We start from the raw sequence: 18,816 nt of genomic DNA, 5'->3' as shown, positions 1-18,816 counted from the left end.
TAGGTCGCTCGGTCAGGCTCCGACACGCTGTAACGCATAACTACGTTTCCTCCAGCGCAACAGGCTGATCGCCGCGTCGACCGCCGCCACGGTCGTCGTGGAGGCGGGAGCCCGCTCCGGGTCGTTGAACACCGCCGGCCACGCGGCGGCGCTCGGGCGGCCGCTCGGTGCAGTGCCCGGCCCGGTCACGAGCGCCTCCTCGGCGGGCTGCCACCGGCTCCTCCGCGAGTACGCCGCGACCTGCGTGACGTCGGCTCCGGAGGTCGTCGAGCTGCTCGGCATGTCCGCGGTACTCGCTGCTGCACCGGAGGTCTCACGGACGGCGTCGCGCGTCCTGGACGTCCTCCGCTCGGACGGTGCGCACGAGACCGAGGTGCTCGCGCAGCGCTCCGGCCTGTCCGTCTCCGAGACGCTCGACCTGCTCGGGACCTGCCTCGCGACCGGGCTCGTCCAGCGCGACGCGGAGGGGAGGTGGCGCCCGGCCGCCTGAGTTCCGGCGGCCTCTGATCAGCGTCGTGGTCGCCGTCCACGGCAGCGCGTCGACGGTCGGCCACAGGAGTGCACGCCTGGGGGAGCCGTCACTCGGGCCGACCTCCGCCGTTCGCTGCCGGCGCTGTCGGCGGTGCGCCCTACGCTGTCGATCAAGCAGCGAGGGGAGCCGCATGGGTGACGAGATGACGACGAGGACGCAGCCGGAGCATCCGCAGCTCGGGCACTTCCGGGCCGCCGACCGGGTGGTCGCGCACCTCAGCGACATGCACTTCCTCGCGGAGGGCGCTCCGCTCTACGGGCGCGTCGACACCGTCTCCCGGCTCGAGCAGGCCGTCGCGCGGCTCGTCGAGCGCGGCGGTCGGCTCGACGCGATCGTCGTCACGGGGGACGTCGCCGATCGCGGTGAGGAGGACGCCTACCGGCGGGTCAAGGACGTCCTCGATCCCGTGGGCGAGCGCTTCGACTGCCCGATCGTCTGGGTGATGGGCAACCACGATGAGCGCGGTGCGTTCCGCCGGGTGCTCCTCGATCAGGAGCCGGGCGACGTGTCCAGCGATGCCCCGATCGACCAGGTCGTCGACCTCGGCGGGCTGCGGCTCATCGCGCTCGACAGCGCGGTGCCGGGCTACCACCACGGCGCGCTCACCGGCGAGCAGCTCGAGGCGCTCCGAGCCGAGCTCGCGACGCCTGCTCCACTCGGCACGATCCTCGCGCTGCACCACCCGCCGCTGCCGACGCCGCTCGGGGCGATGACCGTGCTCGAGCTCCGCGGAATGGACCGGCTGGAGGAGGTGGTGCGCGGGACCGACGTGCGCGCGATCCTCGGCGGGCACCTGCACTATCCGACGGCCGCCACCTTCGCCGGCGTCCCGGTCTTCGTCGCCGGAGCGACCAGCTACACGATGGACCTCGGCGCTCCGGAGCGCGAGCTCGCCGGCATCGACGGCGCGCAGAGCTTCTCGCTCGTCCACGTGCACCCGGAGACCGTCGTCACCTCGCTCGTCCCGAGCGCCACCGCGCCGATCGCCACCCGCTTCGGCACGGACCTGATCGAGAAGCTCGAGAGCCTCGACGAGCAGGGCCGCATCGACCTGTGGTCGCGGATGCCGGGCACCGATGGCTGACACGCCTCCCGCAGGCCTGCCCCCGCGTGGCGAGCCGCTCGCAGCGGCCGTCGAGGACTTCCTCCGCTACGTCCTCGACGAGCGCTCCCTCTCACCCGCCACGGCCCGCGGCTACCGCGCCGACCTCTCGACGCTGATCGACTTCGCCGCGAGCCGGAAGCAGCCGATGCTCGCCCAGCTCGACCTCGAGCTGCTGCGCGACTGGCTCTGGCACGAGTCGCAGACCGGCGTCGCCCGCGCGACGCTCGCCCGGCGGACCGCGGCCGTCCGCTCCTTCTCGTCCTGGGCGCAGCGCTCCGAGCGCCTGCCGATCGACGTCGCCGCGCGCCTGCGCACGCCGAAGGGCGGGCGCCCGCTGCCGCGCGTGCTCACCGAGCCGCAGACCGAGCACCTGATCGACGTGGTCGCGGCGCGCGGGGCGACCGAGGACCCGGTGGCCCTGCGCGACCTCGCGATCATCGAGCTGCTCTACGCCTCCGGCATCCGCGTCTCCGAGCTCGTCGCGATCGACGTCGGCGACCTCGACCTGAGCCGGCTCACTGTGCTGGTCACCGGCAAGGGGAGCAAGCAGCGCGTCGTGCCGTTCGGCGTGCCGGCGAAGGAGGCGCTCATCGCCTACCTGGAGAAGGCCCGCCCGCAGCTGCTCCCGGACGCGGAGACCAGCACGACCGGGACGAGCACGACGGCCCTCTTCCTCGGCCGCCGCGGCGCCCGCCTCACGCCGCGGACCGTCTACGGCGTCGTCGCCCGGCTCCTCGACGGCGGCCAGGGCTCCGGCCCCTCCGGCCCGCACACCCTCCGGCACACCGCCGCGACGCACCTGCTCGACGGGGGAGCGGATCTCCGCGCCGTGCAGGAGCTGCTCGGCCACGCGAGCCTCGGCACCACCCAGATCTACACGCACGTCTCGACCGAGCGGATCCGCGAGGCCTACCGCCTCGCCCACCCGCGCGCCTGAGGTCGCCGCAGCAGGCGCGGCCACTCCGTCCATCGGCAGCAGCACCGCCCGCGGGATCCCGCCGAAGAACCGCATCGGGTTCACGTACTCCCCGTCCTCGCGCACCCCGAGGTGCACGCACGAGCCGTCGCAGTGCCCGCCCGAGCCCACCGAGCCGACGACGTCCCCGGCGCGGACCTCCTGACCCTCCGCGACGGACGGCTCGACCGGCTCCACGCTCGACACCAGCCCGTCGGCGTGCGCGATGCTGACCACGCTCCTGTCGACCACCCGCCCCGCGAAGGACACCCGCCCGTCCGCGACGGCCCGCACCGGAGACCCCGCCGTGGCAGCGAGGTCGATCCCGCGATGCCCCGCGGCGTAGCGATGCGCGGGCGCCCGCCACGGCTCGACGACGGAGAAGCCGTCCACCGGCGGGGTCCAGAGCATCGGAGCGAGCAGGGCGAGCACCAGGAACACGCCCGGGCGGAGGAGGAGAGGAGCAACCATGCGGACACCCTCGCCGACAGCGCAGAGGCGCGGGCGACTCGCGGCCCGACCGGGGGAGAAGCACCGGAGTACGCCGCCTGTGGAGGAGCGACTGCGAAAGCAGCGCTCCGCAACCCGTCCCGGCGGATTGGCAGGCGGGAGTAACGTGCCTGTGATCCGGAGCGGGCGCGGAGACACCGCACCCACCGGCGGCGAGAATCGGAGACGACCATGACCAGCGGACGATCTGACACCATCCCGAACCCCTCGGCGGCGAAACTGAAGAGGAAGGTGATCGGTCTCGCCATCGCGGCGGCGGTCGGCGGCTTCCTCTTCGGCTTCGACTCGTCCGTGGTCAACGGAGCCGTCGAGGCGGTGCAGGGCGAGTTCGAGCTGTCAGCCGCGCTGATCGGCTTCGCCGTCGCGTCGGCCCTGCTCGGCTGCGCGGTCGGCGCCTACCTCGCCGGTCGCCTCGCGGACCGCTGGGGCCGCATCAAGGTCATGCTGCTCGGCGCAGGCCTCTTCTTCATCTCCTCGATCGGCGCCGGCGCGGCCTTCGCCGTGTGGGACCTCGTCCTCTGGCGCGTCGTCGGCGGACTGGGCATCGGCATCGCCTCGGTGATCGCCCCCACCTACATCTCCGAGATCGCGCCCAAGGCGATCCGCGGGGCGCTCGCGTCGCTGCAGCAGCTCGCGATCACGCTCGGCATCTTCGCCGCGCTGCTCTCGGACACCGTCATCGCCGAGGGCGCCGGCGGCGCCTCCGAGCCGTACTGGTTCGGTGTCGCGGCGTGGCGCTGGATGTTCATCGCCTGCGCCGTGCCCGCCGTGATCTACGGACTGCTCGCCCTGACGCTGCCGGAGTCGCCGCGCTACCTCGCCACGCGGGGTCGCTCGCAGGACGCGCGCAAGGTCCTCGCGACGGTCACGCCGCGCGACGAGGTGGACGAGGCGCTGGCCGACATCCAGAAGAAGATCGACGAGGACGCCGAGAACGCCCAGCGCTCGAGCCTGCGCGGTCCGGCGCTCGGCCTGCTGCCGGTGGTCTGGGTCGGCATCCTGCTCTCGGTGTTCCAGCAGTTCGTCGGCATCAACGTGATCTTCTACTACTCGACCTCGCTCTGGAGCGCGGTCGGCTTCGACGAGTCGAACTCGTTCGCCATCTCGGTCTTCACCTCGGTCGTGAACGTCGTGGTCACCTTCGTCGCGATCTTCCTGGTCGACAAGGTCGGCCGGAAGCCGCTGCTGCTCGTCGGCTCCGCCGGCATGGCGATCTCGCTCGGACTGATGGCGCTCGCGTTCAGCCAGTCGACGATCAGCGGCGAGGACGTCTCGCTGCCCGGTGCCTGGGGCCCGATCGCCCTCGTCTCGGCCAACGCCTTCGTGGTCTTCTTCGGCGCGACCTGGGGCCCGCTGGTCTGGGTGCTGCTCGGCGAGATCTTCCCGAACCGGATCCGCGCCGCCGCCCTGGGCCTCGCCGCCTCGGCGCAGTGGATCGCCAACTTCGCGATCACGGTGACGTTCCCGATCCTGTCGCAGGACGTCTCGCTGACCCTCGCCTACGGCCTCTACGCGGCGTTCGCCCTCATCTCGTTCTTCTTCGTGTTCCTGTTCGTGCCCGAGACCAAGGGCCGCTCGCTGGAGGAGATGGACACCCTGCACATCCGCACCGTGATGAAGTCGGCGCGCAAGTAGGGCCGCACCGCGCCCCTTTCCGAGCTCCGGCTCGCGAGAACGCCTCCGGCTCGTGGAATCCCAGCGGTTGTACGTGCCGGAGGCGTTTCCGCGTGCCGGAGCCGCGTGGCTGAGCTGCGCGGCGGACTTCGGGCTCGTGATTGCGGGTCGGGCTCGTCAGATCGGGTGGTTCCTGCGTGCCGGAGGTGTTTCTGCGTGCCGGAGCCGCGCGGCGGGACGTCGGGCCCGAGGTTTCGGTCCGGGCTCGTGGGATCGGGCGGCTTCCGCGTGCCGGAGGTGTTTCTGCGTGCCGGAGGTGAGCAGCGGGACCCCGGGCTCGTGATCTCGGCTCTGGCTCGTCGAATCGGACGGTTTCCGCGTGCCGGAGGCGTCTCCGCATGCCGGAGGTGGTCGGCAGCCGGGCGGCGGACGCGCGGGTCCCGCACCCGCGGGGGAGGCGGCCGTCCTGGTGCTAGTCTTCTCGGAGCACCTCGCTCGTCGGGGTGACTACGCGCGCCCATTCGGCCAACGCTCCCCACGGTCCCCTTCGCCCAGTGCGAGGAGGGCGGGAGCGCGCCGGGCGCCAGGGCGACGTGCCGACCGGCCGTCGCGGACAACCGAACGGGAGTTCGGCGCCGTCGTGCGCCCGAGCCCCAGAGAAGGAGAACGACTCATGGCAGTCGTCACCATGCGCCAGCTGCTCGACAGCGGCGTCCACTTCGGGCACCAGACCCGTCGCTGGAACCCGAAGATGAAGCGCTTCATCCTGACCGAGCGCTCGGGCAGCTACATCATCGACCTCCAGCAGTCGCTGGCCTACATCGACAAGACCTACGACTTCGTCAAGGAGACGGTCGCCCACGGCGGCACCATCCTCTTCGTCGGCACGAAGAAGCAGGCGCAGAACGCGATCTCCGAGCAGGCGACCCGCGTCGGCCAGCCCTACGTCAACCAGCGCTGGCTCGGTGGCCTCCTCACCAACTTCCAGACGGTCTCCAAGCGCCTCGCGCGCATGAAGGAGCTCGAGGAGCTCGACTTCGACGACACGTCGAAGAGCGGCTTCACGAAGAAGGAGCTCCTCATCAAGAAGCGGGAGCTCGACAAGCTGCACAAGTCGCTCGGCGGCATCCGCAACCTCTCGAAGACGCCGTCGGCCCTGTGGGTCGTCGACACCAAGAAGGAGCACCTCGCGATCGACGAGGCCAAGAAGCTGGGCATCCCGGTCATCGGCATCCTCGACACGAACTGCGACCCGGACGAGGTCCAGTACCCGATCCCGGGCAACGACGACGCGATCCGCTCGGTGAGCCTGCTCACCCGCATCGTCGCCGACGCCGCGGCCGAGGGCCTCATCCAGCGTCACCAGAAGCCCGAGGCCGAGGGCAACGTCTCCGCCGTCGAGCCGCTGGCCGAGTGGGAGAAGGAGCTGCTCACCACGAGCGACGACTCCGCCGCCTCGACCGACGCCCCGGCGTCCGACGTCCAGGAGCCCGCCGAGCAGGCCGGCGCCGAGACCGAGAAGGTCGCCGACGCCGAGCTCGCGACCGCCGACGAGGCCGTCGCCGAGGCCGAGGCGCCCGCCGAGGCCGACTCGACCACCGAGTCCGCGACCGACGAGACCCCCGCGTCCGTCTGACACCCGCACTGAGCCGGGGGTCGGACGGGTCGCGAGAGCGCCCGGCCGACCCCCGCTCATTCGGTGCACGTTCACCACGAAGCAGAACCGCCGACACCCCGGCGTGATGGAGTCCTCGACACCGAGGCCCGTCGCCGCGGGACCGGCAGACCACGACGTCCTGGCGGGCGCGGATGCGCGAAGCACCGCGCCGACCGGACACAACAGAGGAGTTCGCAGAACTATGGCTAATTTCAGCCTCGCTGACGTCAAGACGCTGCGCGAGCAGCTCGGAACCGGCATGGTCGACACCAAGAACGCGCTCGTCGAGGCCGACGGCGACCTGGACAAGGCGGTCGAGATCCTCCGCCTCAAGGGTGCCAAGGGCAACGCGAAGCGCGCCGACCGCTCCACGAGCGAGGGCCTCGTCGCCGCCGCCGAGAAGGACGGCGTCGCCACCCTGATCGAGCTCGCCTGCGAGACCGACTTCGTCGCCAAGGGCACCAAGTTCATCGCCCTGTCCGAGGGCGTGCTGGACGCGGTCGTCGCCGCCGGCGCCACCACCGTCGAGGAGGCCCTCGCGGCCCCCGCCGGCGACAAGACCGTCGCCGACCTCATCAACGACGAGGCCGCGATCCTCGGCGAGAAGGTCGAGCTCCGTCGCGTCGCCACCGTCTCCGGCGAGCACTTCGCCGTCTACCTGCACAAGACCAACAAGGACCTGCCCCCGCAGGTCGGCGTGGTCCTGGGCTACTCGGGAGACGACGCGGAGACCGCCCGCTCGATCGCGCAGCACATCTCGTTCGCCAACCCCTCCTACCTGTCGCGCGAGGACGTGCCGCAGTCGGAGGTCGACAACGAGCGCCGCATCGTCGAGGAGATCTCGCGCGGCGAGGGCAAGCCCGAGGCCGCCCTGCCGAAGATCATCGAGGGTCGCGTCAACGCGTACTTCAAGCAGGTCGCGCTGCTCGACCAGGACTACGCCAAGGACAACAAGCTGTCCATCAGCAAGGTCGTGGCGGACGCCGGTCTGACCGTGTCGGGCTTCGCCCGCTTCAAGGTCGGCGCGTAGCACGCACAGCGAGGGGAGTCCGGGTCGTTCAGTCGACCCGGACTCCCTTCGCTCTGCCCGGGGGAGGCGCCCGGGCGTGGTCGCGGGGCGTCCCCCGCGCGGGATAGGTTTGTACGGGTCTACGGGAGGAAACGTCCATGACGGAGACGGATGCGAAGACGACGGGCAAGCGCCGCAGGGTGCTGCTGAAGCTGTCGGGGGAGGCGTTCGGAGCCGGCACTCTCGGGGTGAACCCGGACGTGATCAGCGCCCTGGCGCGCGAGATCGCCGACGCCGCGACCGAGGTCGAGATCTCGGTGGTCGTCGGCGGCGGCAACTTCTTCCGCGGGGCCGAGCTCTCGCAGCGCGGCATGGACCGCGGCCGCGCGGACTACATGGGCATGCTCGGCACGGTGATGAACGCCCTCGCCCTGCAGGACTTCCTCGAGCAGGCCGGCGCGGAGACGCGCGTGCAGTCCGCGATCGCGATGACGCAGGTCGCCGAGCCCTACATCCCCCGCCGGGCGATCCGGCACATGGAGAAGGGCCGCGTCGTGATCTTCGGCGCGGGCGCGGGCCTGCCCTACTTCTCCACCGACACCGTCGCCGCGCAGCGCGCGCTCGAGACGCACGCCGACGTCGTGCTCGTCGCGAAGAACGGCGTCGACGGGGTCTACGACGCCGACCCGCGGACCAACCCGGACGCGAAGAAGCTCGACACCCTCACCTACCAGGAGGCGCTGCAGCGCGGTCTCAAGGTCGTCGACTCGACCGCCTTCAGCCTCTGCATGGACAACGGCATGCCGATGCAGGTCTTCGGGATGGAGCCGGCCGGCAACGTCGCGCGCGCCATCCGGGGCACCCGGCTCGGCACCCTCGTCTCCAACTAGGGCGCCCCCGCCCCGAACTAGACTGACCACTTCCCTCTCTTAAGGAGCCCCCTGTGATCTCGGATGTACTCGCCGACGCGACCGTCAAGATGGACAAGGCCGTCGGAGTCGCCAAGGAGGACTTCTCCACGGTGCGCACCGGTCGGGCCAACCCCGGCCTGTTCCAGAAGGTGCTGGTGAGCTACTACGGCACGCCCACCCCGCTCTCGCAGCTCGCATCGCTGCAGAACATCGAGGCGCGCACGCTGCTGGTCACCCCGTACGACAAGGGCGCCCTGCGCGACATCGAGCAGGCCATCCGGGACATGCCGAACCTCGGCGCGAACCCGACGAACGACGGCTCGGTCATCCGGATCAACCTCCCCGAGCTCACCGCCGAGCGCCGCAAGGAGTTCGTGAAGATCGTGCGCACCAAGGCCGAGGACGCGAAGATCGCCGTCCGCAACATCCGCCGCAGCGCGAAGAGCGACCTCGACGCGCTCAAGGGCGACATCGGCGACGACGAGCTCTCGCGCGGCGAGAAGGAGCTCGAGGCCCTGACCAAGCAGCACGTGGACGCCATCGACGAGGCGCTCAAGCGCAAGGAATCCGAACTGCTCGAGGTGTAGTGCCGTGCCCGTGAACCCCGAGGATCCCGAGAGCAGCGACGACGCTCCGGCGCCGCACGTTCCGGGCGCCCGGGGTTCGCGCATGGTCACGCGCGACGCCCTGCGCGCGCGGGCCCAGCAGGGCCGGGCCGACGTCGAGCGACAGCTCGAGGCGACCCGTGCCCAGCTCGAGGCGACCAACGAGCGCCTCACCGCGCGCTCGGGCCGGAACCTCGTCTCCGCGACCGTCATCGGCCTCATCGGCGGCGGCGCGATGGTCGTCAGCCTGCTGGTCGTCAAAGAGCTCTTCATGGTGCTGGCCGGCGCGTTGGTGCTGCTCGCGGCGCTCGAGCTGTCGAACGCGCTGCGCCACGCCGGCCGCGACATCCCGCGCATCCCCACCGGGGTCGTCGCCGTGGTCGCCGTGCCGGCGGCCTACTACGGCGGGATGCAGGCCGCCTGGTTCGCCGTGCTGGGCGGCTCGGCGCTGGTCGCGCTCTGGCGGCTGGGGGAGCAGCTCCTCCGCCGGACGAGGTCGACCGGTCGTGAGCTCCTGCTCGACGTCGGGCTGGGCGCGTTCGTGCAGATCTACGTCACGTTCCTCGGCGCCTTCGCGATCCGTCTCGTCGCGGAGGAGGGCGGCCAGTTCTGGGCGCTGTCCTTCCTGATCCTCGTGATCGTCGTCGACACCGGCGCCTACGTCAGCGGTCTCACCTGGGGCAAGCACCCGATGGCGCCGCGGATCAGCCCGAAGAAGACCTGGGAGGGGTTCGCGGGAGCGGCGGTCGCGGGCGTCGTCGTCGGCGTTCTCCTCGCCCTCCTGCTGCTCGGCCAGCCCTGGTGGGTCGGCGCCGTGTTCGGCGCGGTCGTCCTCCTGACGGCGACGCTGGGCGATCTCGCCGAGTCGCTGATCAAGCGCGACATCGGCATCAAGGACATGAGCTCGTGGCTGCCCGGGCACGGCGGCTTCCTCGACCGGCTCGACTCGATCCTCCCGTCGGCCGCCGCGGCCTACGTGCTCTACTTCGTCTTCGCGCACTGACCGTGCGCGCGGTGATCGGGCCGTGGCCGAGCGCACGGGCTCCGGCCCCTCGCGGCGCGGTCGACGCGCCGATTCCCGGTCCGGGCCGCCGTCTTGGCAGAATGACGGGATGAACGCTCCCTTCCCCCGCGCGCGCGAGTCACGGCCCGGCTACGACACGGACGAGGTCGACTCCTTCCTCGCCTCGGCCAGGGACGCCTACGCCCAGCTCTCGGGCGGTCCGGCCGACCTGCGCGCGGTGGATCTGCGGCACACCGCCTTCTCGCTGAAGAAGGGCGGCTACTCGGCACCGCACGTCGACGCCGCGCTGGAGCGGCTCGAGGACGCCTTCGCGGTGCGCGAGCGCCAGTACGCGATCGCGGCGCAGGGCGAGGAGGCCTGGCTCCGGAACGCCCGCGAGACCGCGCAGGAGATCGTGAACCGCCTGGCGCGGCCCGCGCGTGAGCGCTTCACCCGCGCCGGCGTGCTGACCACCGGCTACAACATCCGCCAGGTCGACGCCTTCTCCGACCGCGTCTCCGGCTACTTCCGGGACGGCTCCGTGCTGACCGTGGACGACGTGCGGACGGTGTCGTTCGCGCCGCAGCGCGGCGGCTACTCCGAGCCGCAGGTGGACCTCGTGCTCGACGCCGTGGTCGACGTGATGCTGGCGGTGCGCTGAGCGGTCGGCCCCGCACTGGCGGATCGAGAGGTCCTCCGTTATGCTTTCGTGATCGTGGGTATGCATCAGAGAACGTCCGTCGCGCAGCCACCCGTCTCCCGATCCTCGGTCGAGACCTCGAAGCGCCCGGCGGCCCGTCGGTCCCGGACCCGTGTCCCGCTGGCGTTCCTCGCCTTCGCCGCCTCCATCGGCTTCGTCGCCGTCAGCGCGGTCGACCCGTCCAGCGGCGCCGTCGCGTCGCCCTTCTACCAGGCCCCGGAGCGCTTCAACGGCGACCCGGCCCAGCGCCTCGTCGTCGCCGAGGCGGCGGTCGAGCGCACCGTCCAGCGCGACACCTTCGACGCGCAGGCCAAGCCGACCCCCACGCCGACTCCGACGCCGACCCCCACTCCGACGAAGTCGAAGCAGGCCGTCGTCGAGGACGACGAGGAGGAGGAGTCGGCCGCCGCGGCGCCCGTTGCCCGCTCGGCCGCTCCGGACCCCGGCTCGGCGAAGGCCCTCGCCTACGACCAGATCGTGCAGCGCGGCTGGGCCGACAGCGAGTACGACTGCCTCGTGCTGCTGTGGAACCGCGAGTCCGGCTGGAACGTCTACGCCGAGAACAAGTCCAGCGGTGCCTACGGCATCCCGCAGGCGCTCCCCGGCAGCAAGATGGCGACCGTCGGCGGCGACTGGCAGACCAACGCCAACACCCAGATCACCTGGGGCCTCGGCTACATCTCGGGCCGCTACGGCTCGCCGTGCGGCGCCTGGGCGCACTCGGAGAGCGTCGGCTGGTACTGATCCCCGCCGCTGCCCGTCCCCAGGGGAATCGGCACGCCCGATAGCCTGATCGCGTGGATTACGCGTTGCTCGGGGTCGTCGGGATCATCACCGTCGTCACCGTCGCGCGCTTCTCGAGTCGGCTCGGGGTCGCAGCGCCGCTGCTGCTCGTCGTCATCGGCATCGGCGCGTCCTACCTCCCCGGCGTCCCCGAGATCGAGGTCGAGCCGGAGCTGATCCTCGCCGGGGTGCTGCCACCGCTGCTGTACTCCGCGGCGATCCAGGTGCCGCTCGCCGACTTCCGGCGGAATCTGCGCTCGATCTTCGGGCTGTCTGTGCTGCTCGTCGTCGTCACGGCGCTCGTCGTCGGCTTCTTCCTCTACATGCTGCTGCCGGACCTCAGCCTCCCGGCCGCCATTGCGCTCGGCGCCGTGGTCAGTCCGACCGACGCGGTCGCGGCCACCTCGATCGGCAAGAAGCTCGGCCTGCCACCCCGGCTCGTGACCGTGCTCGAGGGCGAGAGCCTCGTCAACGACGCGTCGGCGCTCGTGCTGCTGCGCGCCGCCACGGCCGCGACCGCGGTGGTGGGCGCCTCCGTCTCGAGCGACGCCATCGACATCGGCGAGGTCGGCGTGCTCTTCGTGTACTCGGTCGTGATGGCCGTCGTCCTCGGGCTGGTGATGGGCGTGCTGACCGTCTTCGTGCGCTCGAAGCTGCGCGACCCGGTGCTGGACACCGCGGTCTCGTTCGCGGTGCCCTTCCTCGCCTACATCCCGGCGGAGGAGCTCGGCGCCTCGGGTGTCCTCGCAGTGGTCGTCACGGGCATCTACACCGGGCACAACAGCGCGCGCTTCCTCAGCCCGCAGTCGCGGATCAGCGAGCGGGTGAACTGGCGGACGGCGCAGTTCCTGCTCGAGAACGGCGTGTTCCTCCTGATGGGCGCCGAGATCAAGGCGATCGTCGGCGACATCGAGCCGGGCGGCGTCGGCGTCGACACCGCGGTCCTCCTCGGGCTCGCGACGGTCGTGATCCTGATCGTGCTGCGCACCCTCTTCGTCTGGCCGCTGCTGCTCTGGCTGCGCGGCTCGGGCCGGCGGGCGGAGCGGATCAACCGCCGGCTCGCGGTCGGGGTGATGCGCCTGCGCAACAGCGCCAGCAGTGACGAGCGGTTCGTCCGCCGGCAGCAGCGCGCGGAACGGCTGTACCAGCGGCGGGAGACGGACCTCGCGGCGACGACGAGCGAGGCCTTCGGCTGGCGCGGCGGCGTCATCCTCTCCTGGTCCGGGATGCGCGGCGTGGTCACGCTCGCGGCGGCGCAGTCGCTGCCGGAGGAGACGCCGTACCGCTCGCAGCTGATCCTGATCGCGTTCACGGTCGCGGTGGTCACCCTCCTGCTGCAGGGGGCGACCCTGCCGGCGCTCATCCGGGTCACGGGCATCCAGGGGAGCGACGGCGACGCCGACCGCCGCGAGCTGGCCACGCTGCTCGACGAGGTCGCCTCGACCGGCATCCAGGCGCTGCCCGAGGCGGTCGAGGACCTGCCGGCCGGCAGTGTCGGCGAGCGGGTGCTGGAGCGGGTCCGCCGGGACACGCTGACCCGCTCGCAGGTCGCGTGGGAGCAGGTGGAGCGCGAGGCCGACGGCCCGCTGGGCCCGCAGGGGCAGTATCTGCACCTGCGGCGGGCGGTGCTCAGCGCCGAGCGCGAGGCGCTGCTGGAGGCGCGCGGTCGAGGGGTCTACTCCTCGCGGATCCTGCGGCGGGCGCAGCTGATGCTCGACGCCGAGGAGACGCGGCTCGAGATGGACGACTCCTCGCACTGACCCGCCCGGGAGGGACGGCTGCGAGCGAGTGCTCGCGCGGCGGCTCCTAGACTGGAGCAATGCCGCGCAGCAATCGACCCCGCGGACGCGGGCGCGAGGACGACGACGAGCAGCGCGACCTCTCGCAGATGCTCGCCGGCTGGCGCCGCACCGAGACGCGCCGAGGCCGGGAGTGGAACGTCCAGCCCGTCTCGTCGTCGCGCGCGGTCAAGAACTACCTCTGCCCGGGCTGCGGCCAGACCATCGACATCGGCCTCGTGCACGTCGTCGTCTGGCGCGGCGACGGAGCACTCGGCGACGCCGCGGACCTCGCCGGCCGTCGCCACTGGCACACCCACTGCTGGCGGATCGAAGGAGCACGATGACGCACGAGATCCGCGGAGGAGTCGTCCTCCCCGCCCGCCGCGAGGACGTGGAGCTGCGCACCGCCGACGGGCTGACCCTGGTCGGCGAGCTGGCCCTGCCGCTCGAGGGCGAGCCGGTGGCCACGCTGGTCACCCTGCACCCGCTGCCGACGCACGGCGGCTTCATGGACTCGCACATCCTGCGGAAGGCCGCCGCGCGGCTGCCCGCCCTGGCCGGGGTGGCGGTGCTCCGCTTCAACACCCGCGGCACGAGCTCGCCGCGCGGGACGAGCGAGGGTGCCTTCGACGGCGGCATCGCCGAGCGGGCCGACGTCGCCGCGGCGATGGCGCTGGTCGCCGAGCGCGGGCTGCCGCACCCCTGGCTGGTCGGCTGGTCCTTCGGCACCGAGCTGGCGCTGAAGTGGGGGAGGGAGCACCCCGTCGACGGCGCGATCCTGCTGTCGCCGCCGCTGCACCGGGCGACGGCCGAGGAGGTCGCGGCCTGGGGCGAGGACGGACGGCCCCTGGTCGCGCTCATCCCGGAGTTCGACGACTACCTGCGGCCGGAGGCGGCCTCCGAGCGGTTCGCCTCGGTCCCGCAGCTCGAGCTGGTCGCCGTCGAGGGCGGCAAGCACCTCTGGGTCGGCGAGGCGCAGACGCGCCGCGTGCTCGACGAGATCGTGCGGGTGGTGGCGCCGGAGTCGTCGCCGCTGCCGACGGAGTGGGCGGGCGAGCTCGGCTGAGCCCGCCCACGCCGGTCAGCGGTTCGCCGCGCCCCCGTCGTTCTTCGATCCGCCGCCGTCGTTCTTCGAGTCGCCGTCGTCGTCCTTCGAGCCGCCGTCGTCGTCCGACAGGCCGTCGATGTGCCCGATCAGGCCGCGGAGGCCCGTGACGTAGCCGGCGATCGCGTCGCGCTCGGTGCGGATCTCGTCGAGACGGGACTCGGCCGTGTTCTGTAGCTCTCTGGTGCGGCGCTCGGCGTCGGCGATCATCTCGCGGGCGCGGTCGCGCGCGGAGTCGAGCAGCGCGTCCGACTCGTCCTGCGCCTCGCGGCGCAGGCGCGTGACGTCGTCGAGGGCGTCGCTGCGGAGCGCGTCGGCCTCCAGGCGCTTGTCGTTCGCGCGGCGGATGGCGTCGGCGAGCTGCAGGTTCGACTCGTCGAGGTAGCGCTGCGTCTGGGCGACCGCCTCCTGGTGGCGGAGCAGGTAGTCGCGGTCCGCCTCCTCGCGGCGGGCGGCGAGCTCGACGACGAGGTCGATCCGGGCCTGCTCGACCTCGCGCGAGAGCGCGGCGGCCTCGTCGGAGGCGGCGGAGCGCAGCGCGGCGAGCTCGGCGTCCAGGAGGGCGACGGCCTCGGCCCGGTCGCGGGCGAGCTGGGTGCGCAGATCGGCGAACTCGCGGGCGCCCTCGGCGCGACCGGTGGCCAGCTCCGCGGCGAGGTCGGCGCGGCCGGACAGGACCTCGGCCTCGAGGTCGGCGCGGGCGGCCAGGACCTCGGCCTCGATCGCGGCGCGGGCCTCGGCGACCTCGGCGGTGACGGCGGCGCGCAGGCGGTCGACCTCGGAGGCGACCTCCGCGCGCAGCAGCTCGTTGCTCTGCGCCAGGCGGGCGGCCTCGGCGCGGGCCACCTCGACCTCGCGGGCGGCGACGGCGCGCATCTCGGCGGCCTCGCGGCCGGCCTCGGAGCGGATCGCTGCGGCCTCGCGCTTCGCGGTCGCGCGGGTCTCGGCGGCCTCGGTGGCGACGGTGCCGCGGATGGCGGCGGCCTCGCGGACGGCGTCCTGGGTCATCACGTCGCGGTCGTCCGCGGCCTTGCCGAGCGTCGCGGCGGCCTGCGCCTCGGACTCCTCGCGGGTGCGGTCGGCACGGCGGCGCGCCTCCGTCACGAGGCGCTCGGCCTCGTCGCGCGCGTCCTTCAGCAGGCCGTCGCGGTCGTCGCGGGTCGAGCGGCGCAGCGCCGAGGCGTCGTTCTCCGCCTGCGCGATGATGCGCTCCGACTGCTCCTCGGCCACCCGGAGGGTGTGCTCGAGCTTCGCGCCGAGTCCCGCGTAGGTGGGCGCACCGACCTGCTGCAGCTCCTTCTCGAGCCCGTCGATCCGGGAGGAGAGGCGCTTGGCCTCGCGACCGCTCTCGGCGGCCTGGGTGTTGGCGTGGATGAGCTCGCGGCGCAGACCCTGGATGGCCTTGTCGACCTCGTCCCGGTCGTAGCCCCGGAACACCTGGGTGAATTCGGCCTCGTCGCTTGCCACGTCGTCTCCTCCGGAACACGGCCGCGGTGGGGTCGCGGCACTCCAGGGAGTTTAGTCAGCGGGTGCCTCGCGGCCCGGGCCGACACCCGCACCGCGCGCCCCTGGATCGGGGCTCTCGGCCGATCCCTGGGTTCGGCTCAGCCCATCCGCTAACCTGGACTGTCTTTGTCTGTTGCCGTCGCGCCCCGGTCCGGCCGTCACCGGAGCCGTCCCGGGCCGCCACCCCCCGATCCGGCAACGCAGGAGGAGTTCTTTCGTGCGGTTCGTCTTCGCCATCATCGCCACCGTCATCGCCGCGGCGCTCATCGCGCTCGGCATCGGCCAGCGGACGGTGTGGGCTCCACCCGAGTCGCTCACCGCGCAGACCGCGCTCGAGTCCGGCGCCCCCTACGCCGTCATCGACGGCAGCACGCTCGGCGCCAATCCCGGCCGGCAGACGATCACGGTCGAGGGCGAGGGCGACCTCGTGATGGCGTACGCGCCGACGACCGACGTGCTGGGCTGGGTCGGCGGCTCCGACTACGACCGCATCGACTACGCGAGCAGCGAGGACGGCGCGGACAGCCTGTCCGCCGAGCAGGAGACCGGGACGGCGCTGACGCTGGCCTCCGACGTGGCGGACGCGAACGCCGTCGTCGTCGATCCCCGCGATTCCGACCTCTGGCTCGAGCAGTTCGAGGGCACCGGCAGCATCACTGTCGCCCTCGATCTGCCGGAGGACGTCTCGCTGATCGTCGCCACCGACGGGACCGCCCCGGCCGCGAGCGACATCCGGGTGAGCTGGCCGGTTGACACCGCGACGCCGCTGGCCGGTCCGCTGCTGCTGGGGGGAGCCGTGTTCCTGCTGATCGGGCTGATCCTCTACATCTGGGCGTTCCTGCACCTGCGCCGCCAGCACGGACCGCGCCGCAAGGGCCCGCAGGGCAAGGTGCCGCGCGGCGTCCGGCTGCCTCGCGCCCGCGCCGGCATCCAGTCCTCCCTCGCGGCGGCTCAGCCCTCGCGGCGCCGCCGGCTGCTGGTGCTCCCGATCGCGCTCGGCGCGACCGTGCTGCTCGCCGGCTGCAGCTCCGACTACTGGCCCGACCTCGCCGCGAGCGCCTCCGGGACGCCGACGGCCTCCGCTACCGCGACCCCGGGCGCCGAGCCCGTCGCCGAGGAGCCGACCCCGGTCGTCACCACCCAGCAGGCGGAGGCGATCGTCGCCTCGGTCTCCGAGGTCGCGGCTGCCGCCGACGCCGCTCGCGACGCGAGCATCCTCGCGGAGCGCTTCCAGGGCGAGGCACTGACCGAGCGCACCACGAACTACGAGGTCCTGACGAAGGGCGGCACGATCGACGCGCCGCAGGCGATCCCGGCGTCGCCGGTGAGCCTCGTCCTCCCGCAGGACACCGACAGCTGGCCGCGGCTGGTCACGGCGGTCGTGCAGAACACCGCCGACGCCACGCAGGCGCCGATCGCCCTGATGATGAGCCAGGCGAGCCCCCGCGTCGACTATAAGGTCGACTACGCGATCTCGCTCGAGGCCAACGCGCGGATCCCCGACGTCGCGCCGGTCACGGTCGGCACCTCGATCGTCGCCCCCGACTCGAAGCTGATGAAGCTCGCTCCGGAGAACGTCGGCGCGGCCTACGCGGACATCCTCGCCAACGGTGACTCCAGCCAGTACGCCGGGACCTTCTCGGGCGACGGCGACACCCTCCGCGGCCAGGTCGGCGTCGACAAGAAGAACGCCGATCGCGAGGCGCTGCCGGACACCGCCTCGATCGAGTTCACCAACGCGGCGGGGACCTCGGACACCATCGCCCTCGCCACCAACGACTCCGGCGCGCTCGTCGCCGCGAGCATCGCCGAGACCGCGACGGTCCGCCCGACCGCCGAGGGCTCGACCGTGTCGACGTCCGGCGCCTCGCAGACCCTGCTCGGGATCGACAAGTCGACCACGGGCATCGCGACCACCTACGGTTATCAGTTGCTGTTCTACGTACCGCCCGTCGGATCGGAGGAGAAGATCGTCATGCTCGGATGGAGCCAAGGACTCGTCTCGGTGGTGCAGCTGCCGTGAGCACCCCCCTGCCCCCGCTGCCCGGCAACCTGCGCGGTGCCGTCGACCTGTCCACTCTCGTGAACCGGCGCACCCCTCCGGCCGCGCCCTCCGCACCCGCGGGCGGCGGTGAGGCCCCCCAGGGCGCCCCCGTCGCGAACCCGCTGCTGCTCTCGGCCGGTGACGCCGAGTTCGACCAGGTCGTCCAGCTGTCCTCGCGGGTCCCCGTGATCATCGACCTGCGCGGCTCGTGGTCCGACCAGAGCCTGAGCATGACCGCGCTGCTCGAGAAGGTCGTGATCTCCTACGCCGGTGCCCTCGTGCTGGTCGGCGTCGACGTCGAGTCGAGCCCCCAGCTCGCGCAGGCGTTCCAGGTGCAGTCGGTCCCGACGATCGCCGCGGTGATCGCCGGCCGCCCGGTGCCCATGTTCAACGGCCTCATCACCGAGGAGCAGCTCCGCGACCTGCTCGAGCAGGTCCTCCAGCTCGCCGCGCAGCAGGGCGTCACCGGCACCGTTCCCGTCGACCCGGCCGCCGGTGCCGAGCCGGGCGCCGAGCCCGAGGCCGCCCCGCTGCCCCCGCACCACCAGGAGGCGTACGACGCGATCGACCGCGGCGACTACTCCGCCGCGATCACCGAGTACGAGACCGCGATCGCGCAGAACCCGCGCGACGACCTCGCCGTCGCCGGACTCGCCCAGGTGAAGCTGCTGCAGCGGCTCCAGGGCCGCACCCTCGACGACATCCGCTCGACCGCGGCCGCCGAGCCCGCGAACCTCGACGCGCAACTCGCCGTCGCCGACCTCGACGTCTCCGGCGGCCACGTGGAGGACGCGTTCGACCGCCTCCTCTCGATGTACCCGCGCCTCGACGTCGACGGCAAGGCGAGCGTCCGCGCCCGCCTGCTCGAGCTGTTCGAGATCGTCGGCACGACCGACCCGCGTGTGAACAAGGCGCGAGCGCGGCTCACGGGGTTGCTGTACTGAATTGAATTGTGGGAGGAGCGCTAGCGCTCCTCCCGCCGCGGTCGGCAGATCG

The 18,816-nt window shown here is 72.4% G+C and carries 16 protein-coding genes and 2 pseudogenes; 16 read left to right on the top strand and 2 right to left on the bottom strand.

The features are described from left to right. Positions 1-55 precede the first annotated feature (55 nt). The 3 genes and pseudogenes from MT353_RS12445 to MT353_RS12435 form a co-directional block, all read left to right on the top strand. A pseudogene (locus MT353_RS12445) lies at positions 56-490 on the top strand (DNA-processing protein DprA); the annotation flags it as partial. Positions 491-662: 172 nt separating this feature from the next. Beyond that, positions 663-1,616 carry a phosphodiesterase gene (locus MT353_RS12440; protein WP_243624655.1) on the top strand — a complete coding sequence of 318 codons (954 nt, stop codon included), beginning with the start codon at positions 663-665 and terminating at the stop codon, positions 1,614-1,616. Continuing rightward, entirely contained in the window at positions 1,609-2,574 is a 966-nt protein-coding gene (locus MT353_RS12435; RefSeq protein ID WP_243624654.1) for a tyrosine recombinase XerC, read from the top strand. Before MT353_RS12440 ends, MT353_RS12435 begins: the two co-directional genes overlap by 8 nt. Before the next feature lie 87 nt (positions 2,575-2,661). On the opposite strand, the pseudogene MT353_RS12430 reads toward MT353_RS12435, so the two are convergent. Next, positions 2,662-3,003, bottom strand: a pseudogene (locus MT353_RS12430) (murein hydrolase activator EnvC); the annotation flags it as partial. Positions 3,004-3,273: 270 nt separating this feature from the next. On the opposite strand from MT353_RS12430, the gene MT353_RS12425 reads away from it, so the two are divergent. From MT353_RS12425 to MT353_RS12375, 11 genes are all read left to right on the top strand, one after another. Next, positions 3,274-4,737, top strand: coding sequence for a sugar porter family MFS transporter (locus tag MT353_RS12425; protein WP_123445729.1), 1,464 nt, complete (start codon positions 3,274-3,276; stop codon positions 4,735-4,737). Between the two features lie 652 nt (positions 4,738-5,389). Continuing rightward, positions 5,390-6,352, top strand: a complete 963-nt coding sequence (gene rpsB, locus MT353_RS12420; RefSeq protein ID WP_243599114.1) for a 30S ribosomal protein S2 — start codon at positions 5,390-5,392, stop codon at positions 6,350-6,352. Between the two features lie 223 nt (positions 6,353-6,575). Next, on the top strand, positions 6,576-7,403 hold the full coding sequence (gene tsf, locus MT353_RS12415) for a translation elongation factor Ts (protein ID WP_123732203.1): 828 nt from the start codon (positions 6,576-6,578) through the stop codon (positions 7,401-7,403). Positions 7,404-7,540: 137 nt separating this feature from the next. Beyond that, positions 7,541-8,272: a UMP kinase gene (gene pyrH, locus MT353_RS12410; protein WP_123445732.1), complete on the top strand. Its 732-nt coding sequence runs from the start codon at positions 7,541-7,543 to the stop codon at positions 8,270-8,272. A 53-nt stretch (positions 8,273-8,325) separates the two neighbouring features. Further along, positions 8,326-8,880, top strand: coding sequence for a ribosome recycling factor (frr, locus tag MT353_RS12405; protein WP_123445733.1), 555 nt, complete (start codon positions 8,326-8,328; stop codon positions 8,878-8,880). Between the two features lie 82 nt (positions 8,881-8,962). Next, positions 8,963-9,901 carry a phosphatidate cytidylyltransferase gene (locus MT353_RS12400; RefSeq protein WP_243624653.1) on the top strand — a complete coding sequence of 313 codons (939 nt, stop codon included), beginning with the start codon at positions 8,963-8,965 and terminating at the stop codon, positions 9,899-9,901. Between the two features lie 109 nt (positions 9,902-10,010). Next, positions 10,011-10,562 carry a DivIVA domain-containing protein gene (locus tag MT353_RS12395; RefSeq protein ID WP_123703370.1) on the top strand — a complete coding sequence of 184 codons (552 nt, stop codon included), beginning with the start codon at positions 10,011-10,013 and terminating at the stop codon, positions 10,560-10,562. A gap of 60 nt (positions 10,563-10,622) precedes the next feature. Continuing rightward, positions 10,623-11,345, top strand: coding sequence for a lytic transglycosylase domain-containing protein (locus MT353_RS12390; protein WP_123736859.1), 723 nt, complete (start codon positions 10,623-10,625; stop codon positions 11,343-11,345). A 53-nt stretch (positions 11,346-11,398) separates the two neighbouring features. Then, positions 11,399-13,144, top strand: a complete 1,746-nt coding sequence (locus tag MT353_RS12385) for a sodium:proton antiporter (RefSeq protein WP_243599117.1) — start codon at positions 11,399-11,401, stop codon at positions 13,142-13,144. Between the two features lie 59 nt (positions 13,145-13,203). Then, complete coding sequence (locus tag MT353_RS12380; RefSeq protein WP_243624652.1) at positions 13,204-13,509, top strand: hypothetical protein; 306 nt, start codon at positions 13,204-13,206, stop codon at positions 13,507-13,509. Then, complete coding sequence (locus MT353_RS12375) at positions 13,506-14,231, top strand: alpha/beta hydrolase (protein ID WP_243624651.1); 726 nt, start codon at positions 13,506-13,508, stop codon at positions 14,229-14,231. Before MT353_RS12380 ends, MT353_RS12375 begins: the two co-directional genes overlap by 4 nt. Positions 14,232-14,246: 15 nt before the next feature. Here the strand turns inward: MT353_RS12375 and MT353_RS12370 are convergent, their stop codons facing one another. Then, positions 14,247-15,737: a DivIVA domain-containing protein gene (locus MT353_RS12370; RefSeq protein ID WP_243624650.1), complete on the bottom strand. Its 1,491-nt coding sequence runs from the start codon at positions 15,735-15,737 to the stop codon at positions 14,247-14,249. Positions 15,738-15,993: 256 nt separating this feature from the next. Between MT353_RS12370 and MT353_RS12365 the strand changes: the two genes are divergently transcribed. Further along, on the top strand, positions 15,994-17,799 hold the full coding sequence (locus tag MT353_RS12365) for a hypothetical protein (protein ID WP_243624649.1): 1,806 nt from the start codon (positions 15,994-15,996) through the stop codon (positions 17,797-17,799). Beyond that, complete coding sequence (locus MT353_RS12360; protein ID WP_243624648.1) at positions 17,796-18,764, top strand: tetratricopeptide repeat protein; 969 nt, start codon at positions 17,796-17,798, stop codon at positions 18,762-18,764. Before MT353_RS12365 ends, MT353_RS12360 begins: the two co-directional genes overlap by 4 nt. Positions 18,765-18,816: the final 52 nt, after the last annotated feature.

The organism is Rathayibacter sp. VKM Ac-2927, from assembly GCF_022815525.1.
GTDB classification, from domain to species: Bacteria; Actinomycetota; Actinomycetes; order Actinomycetales; family Microbacteriaceae; genus Rathayibacter; species Rathayibacter festucae.
Note: the sequence above shows the minus strand (reverse complement) of the source record. Positions and strands in the feature narration are given on the sequence as shown.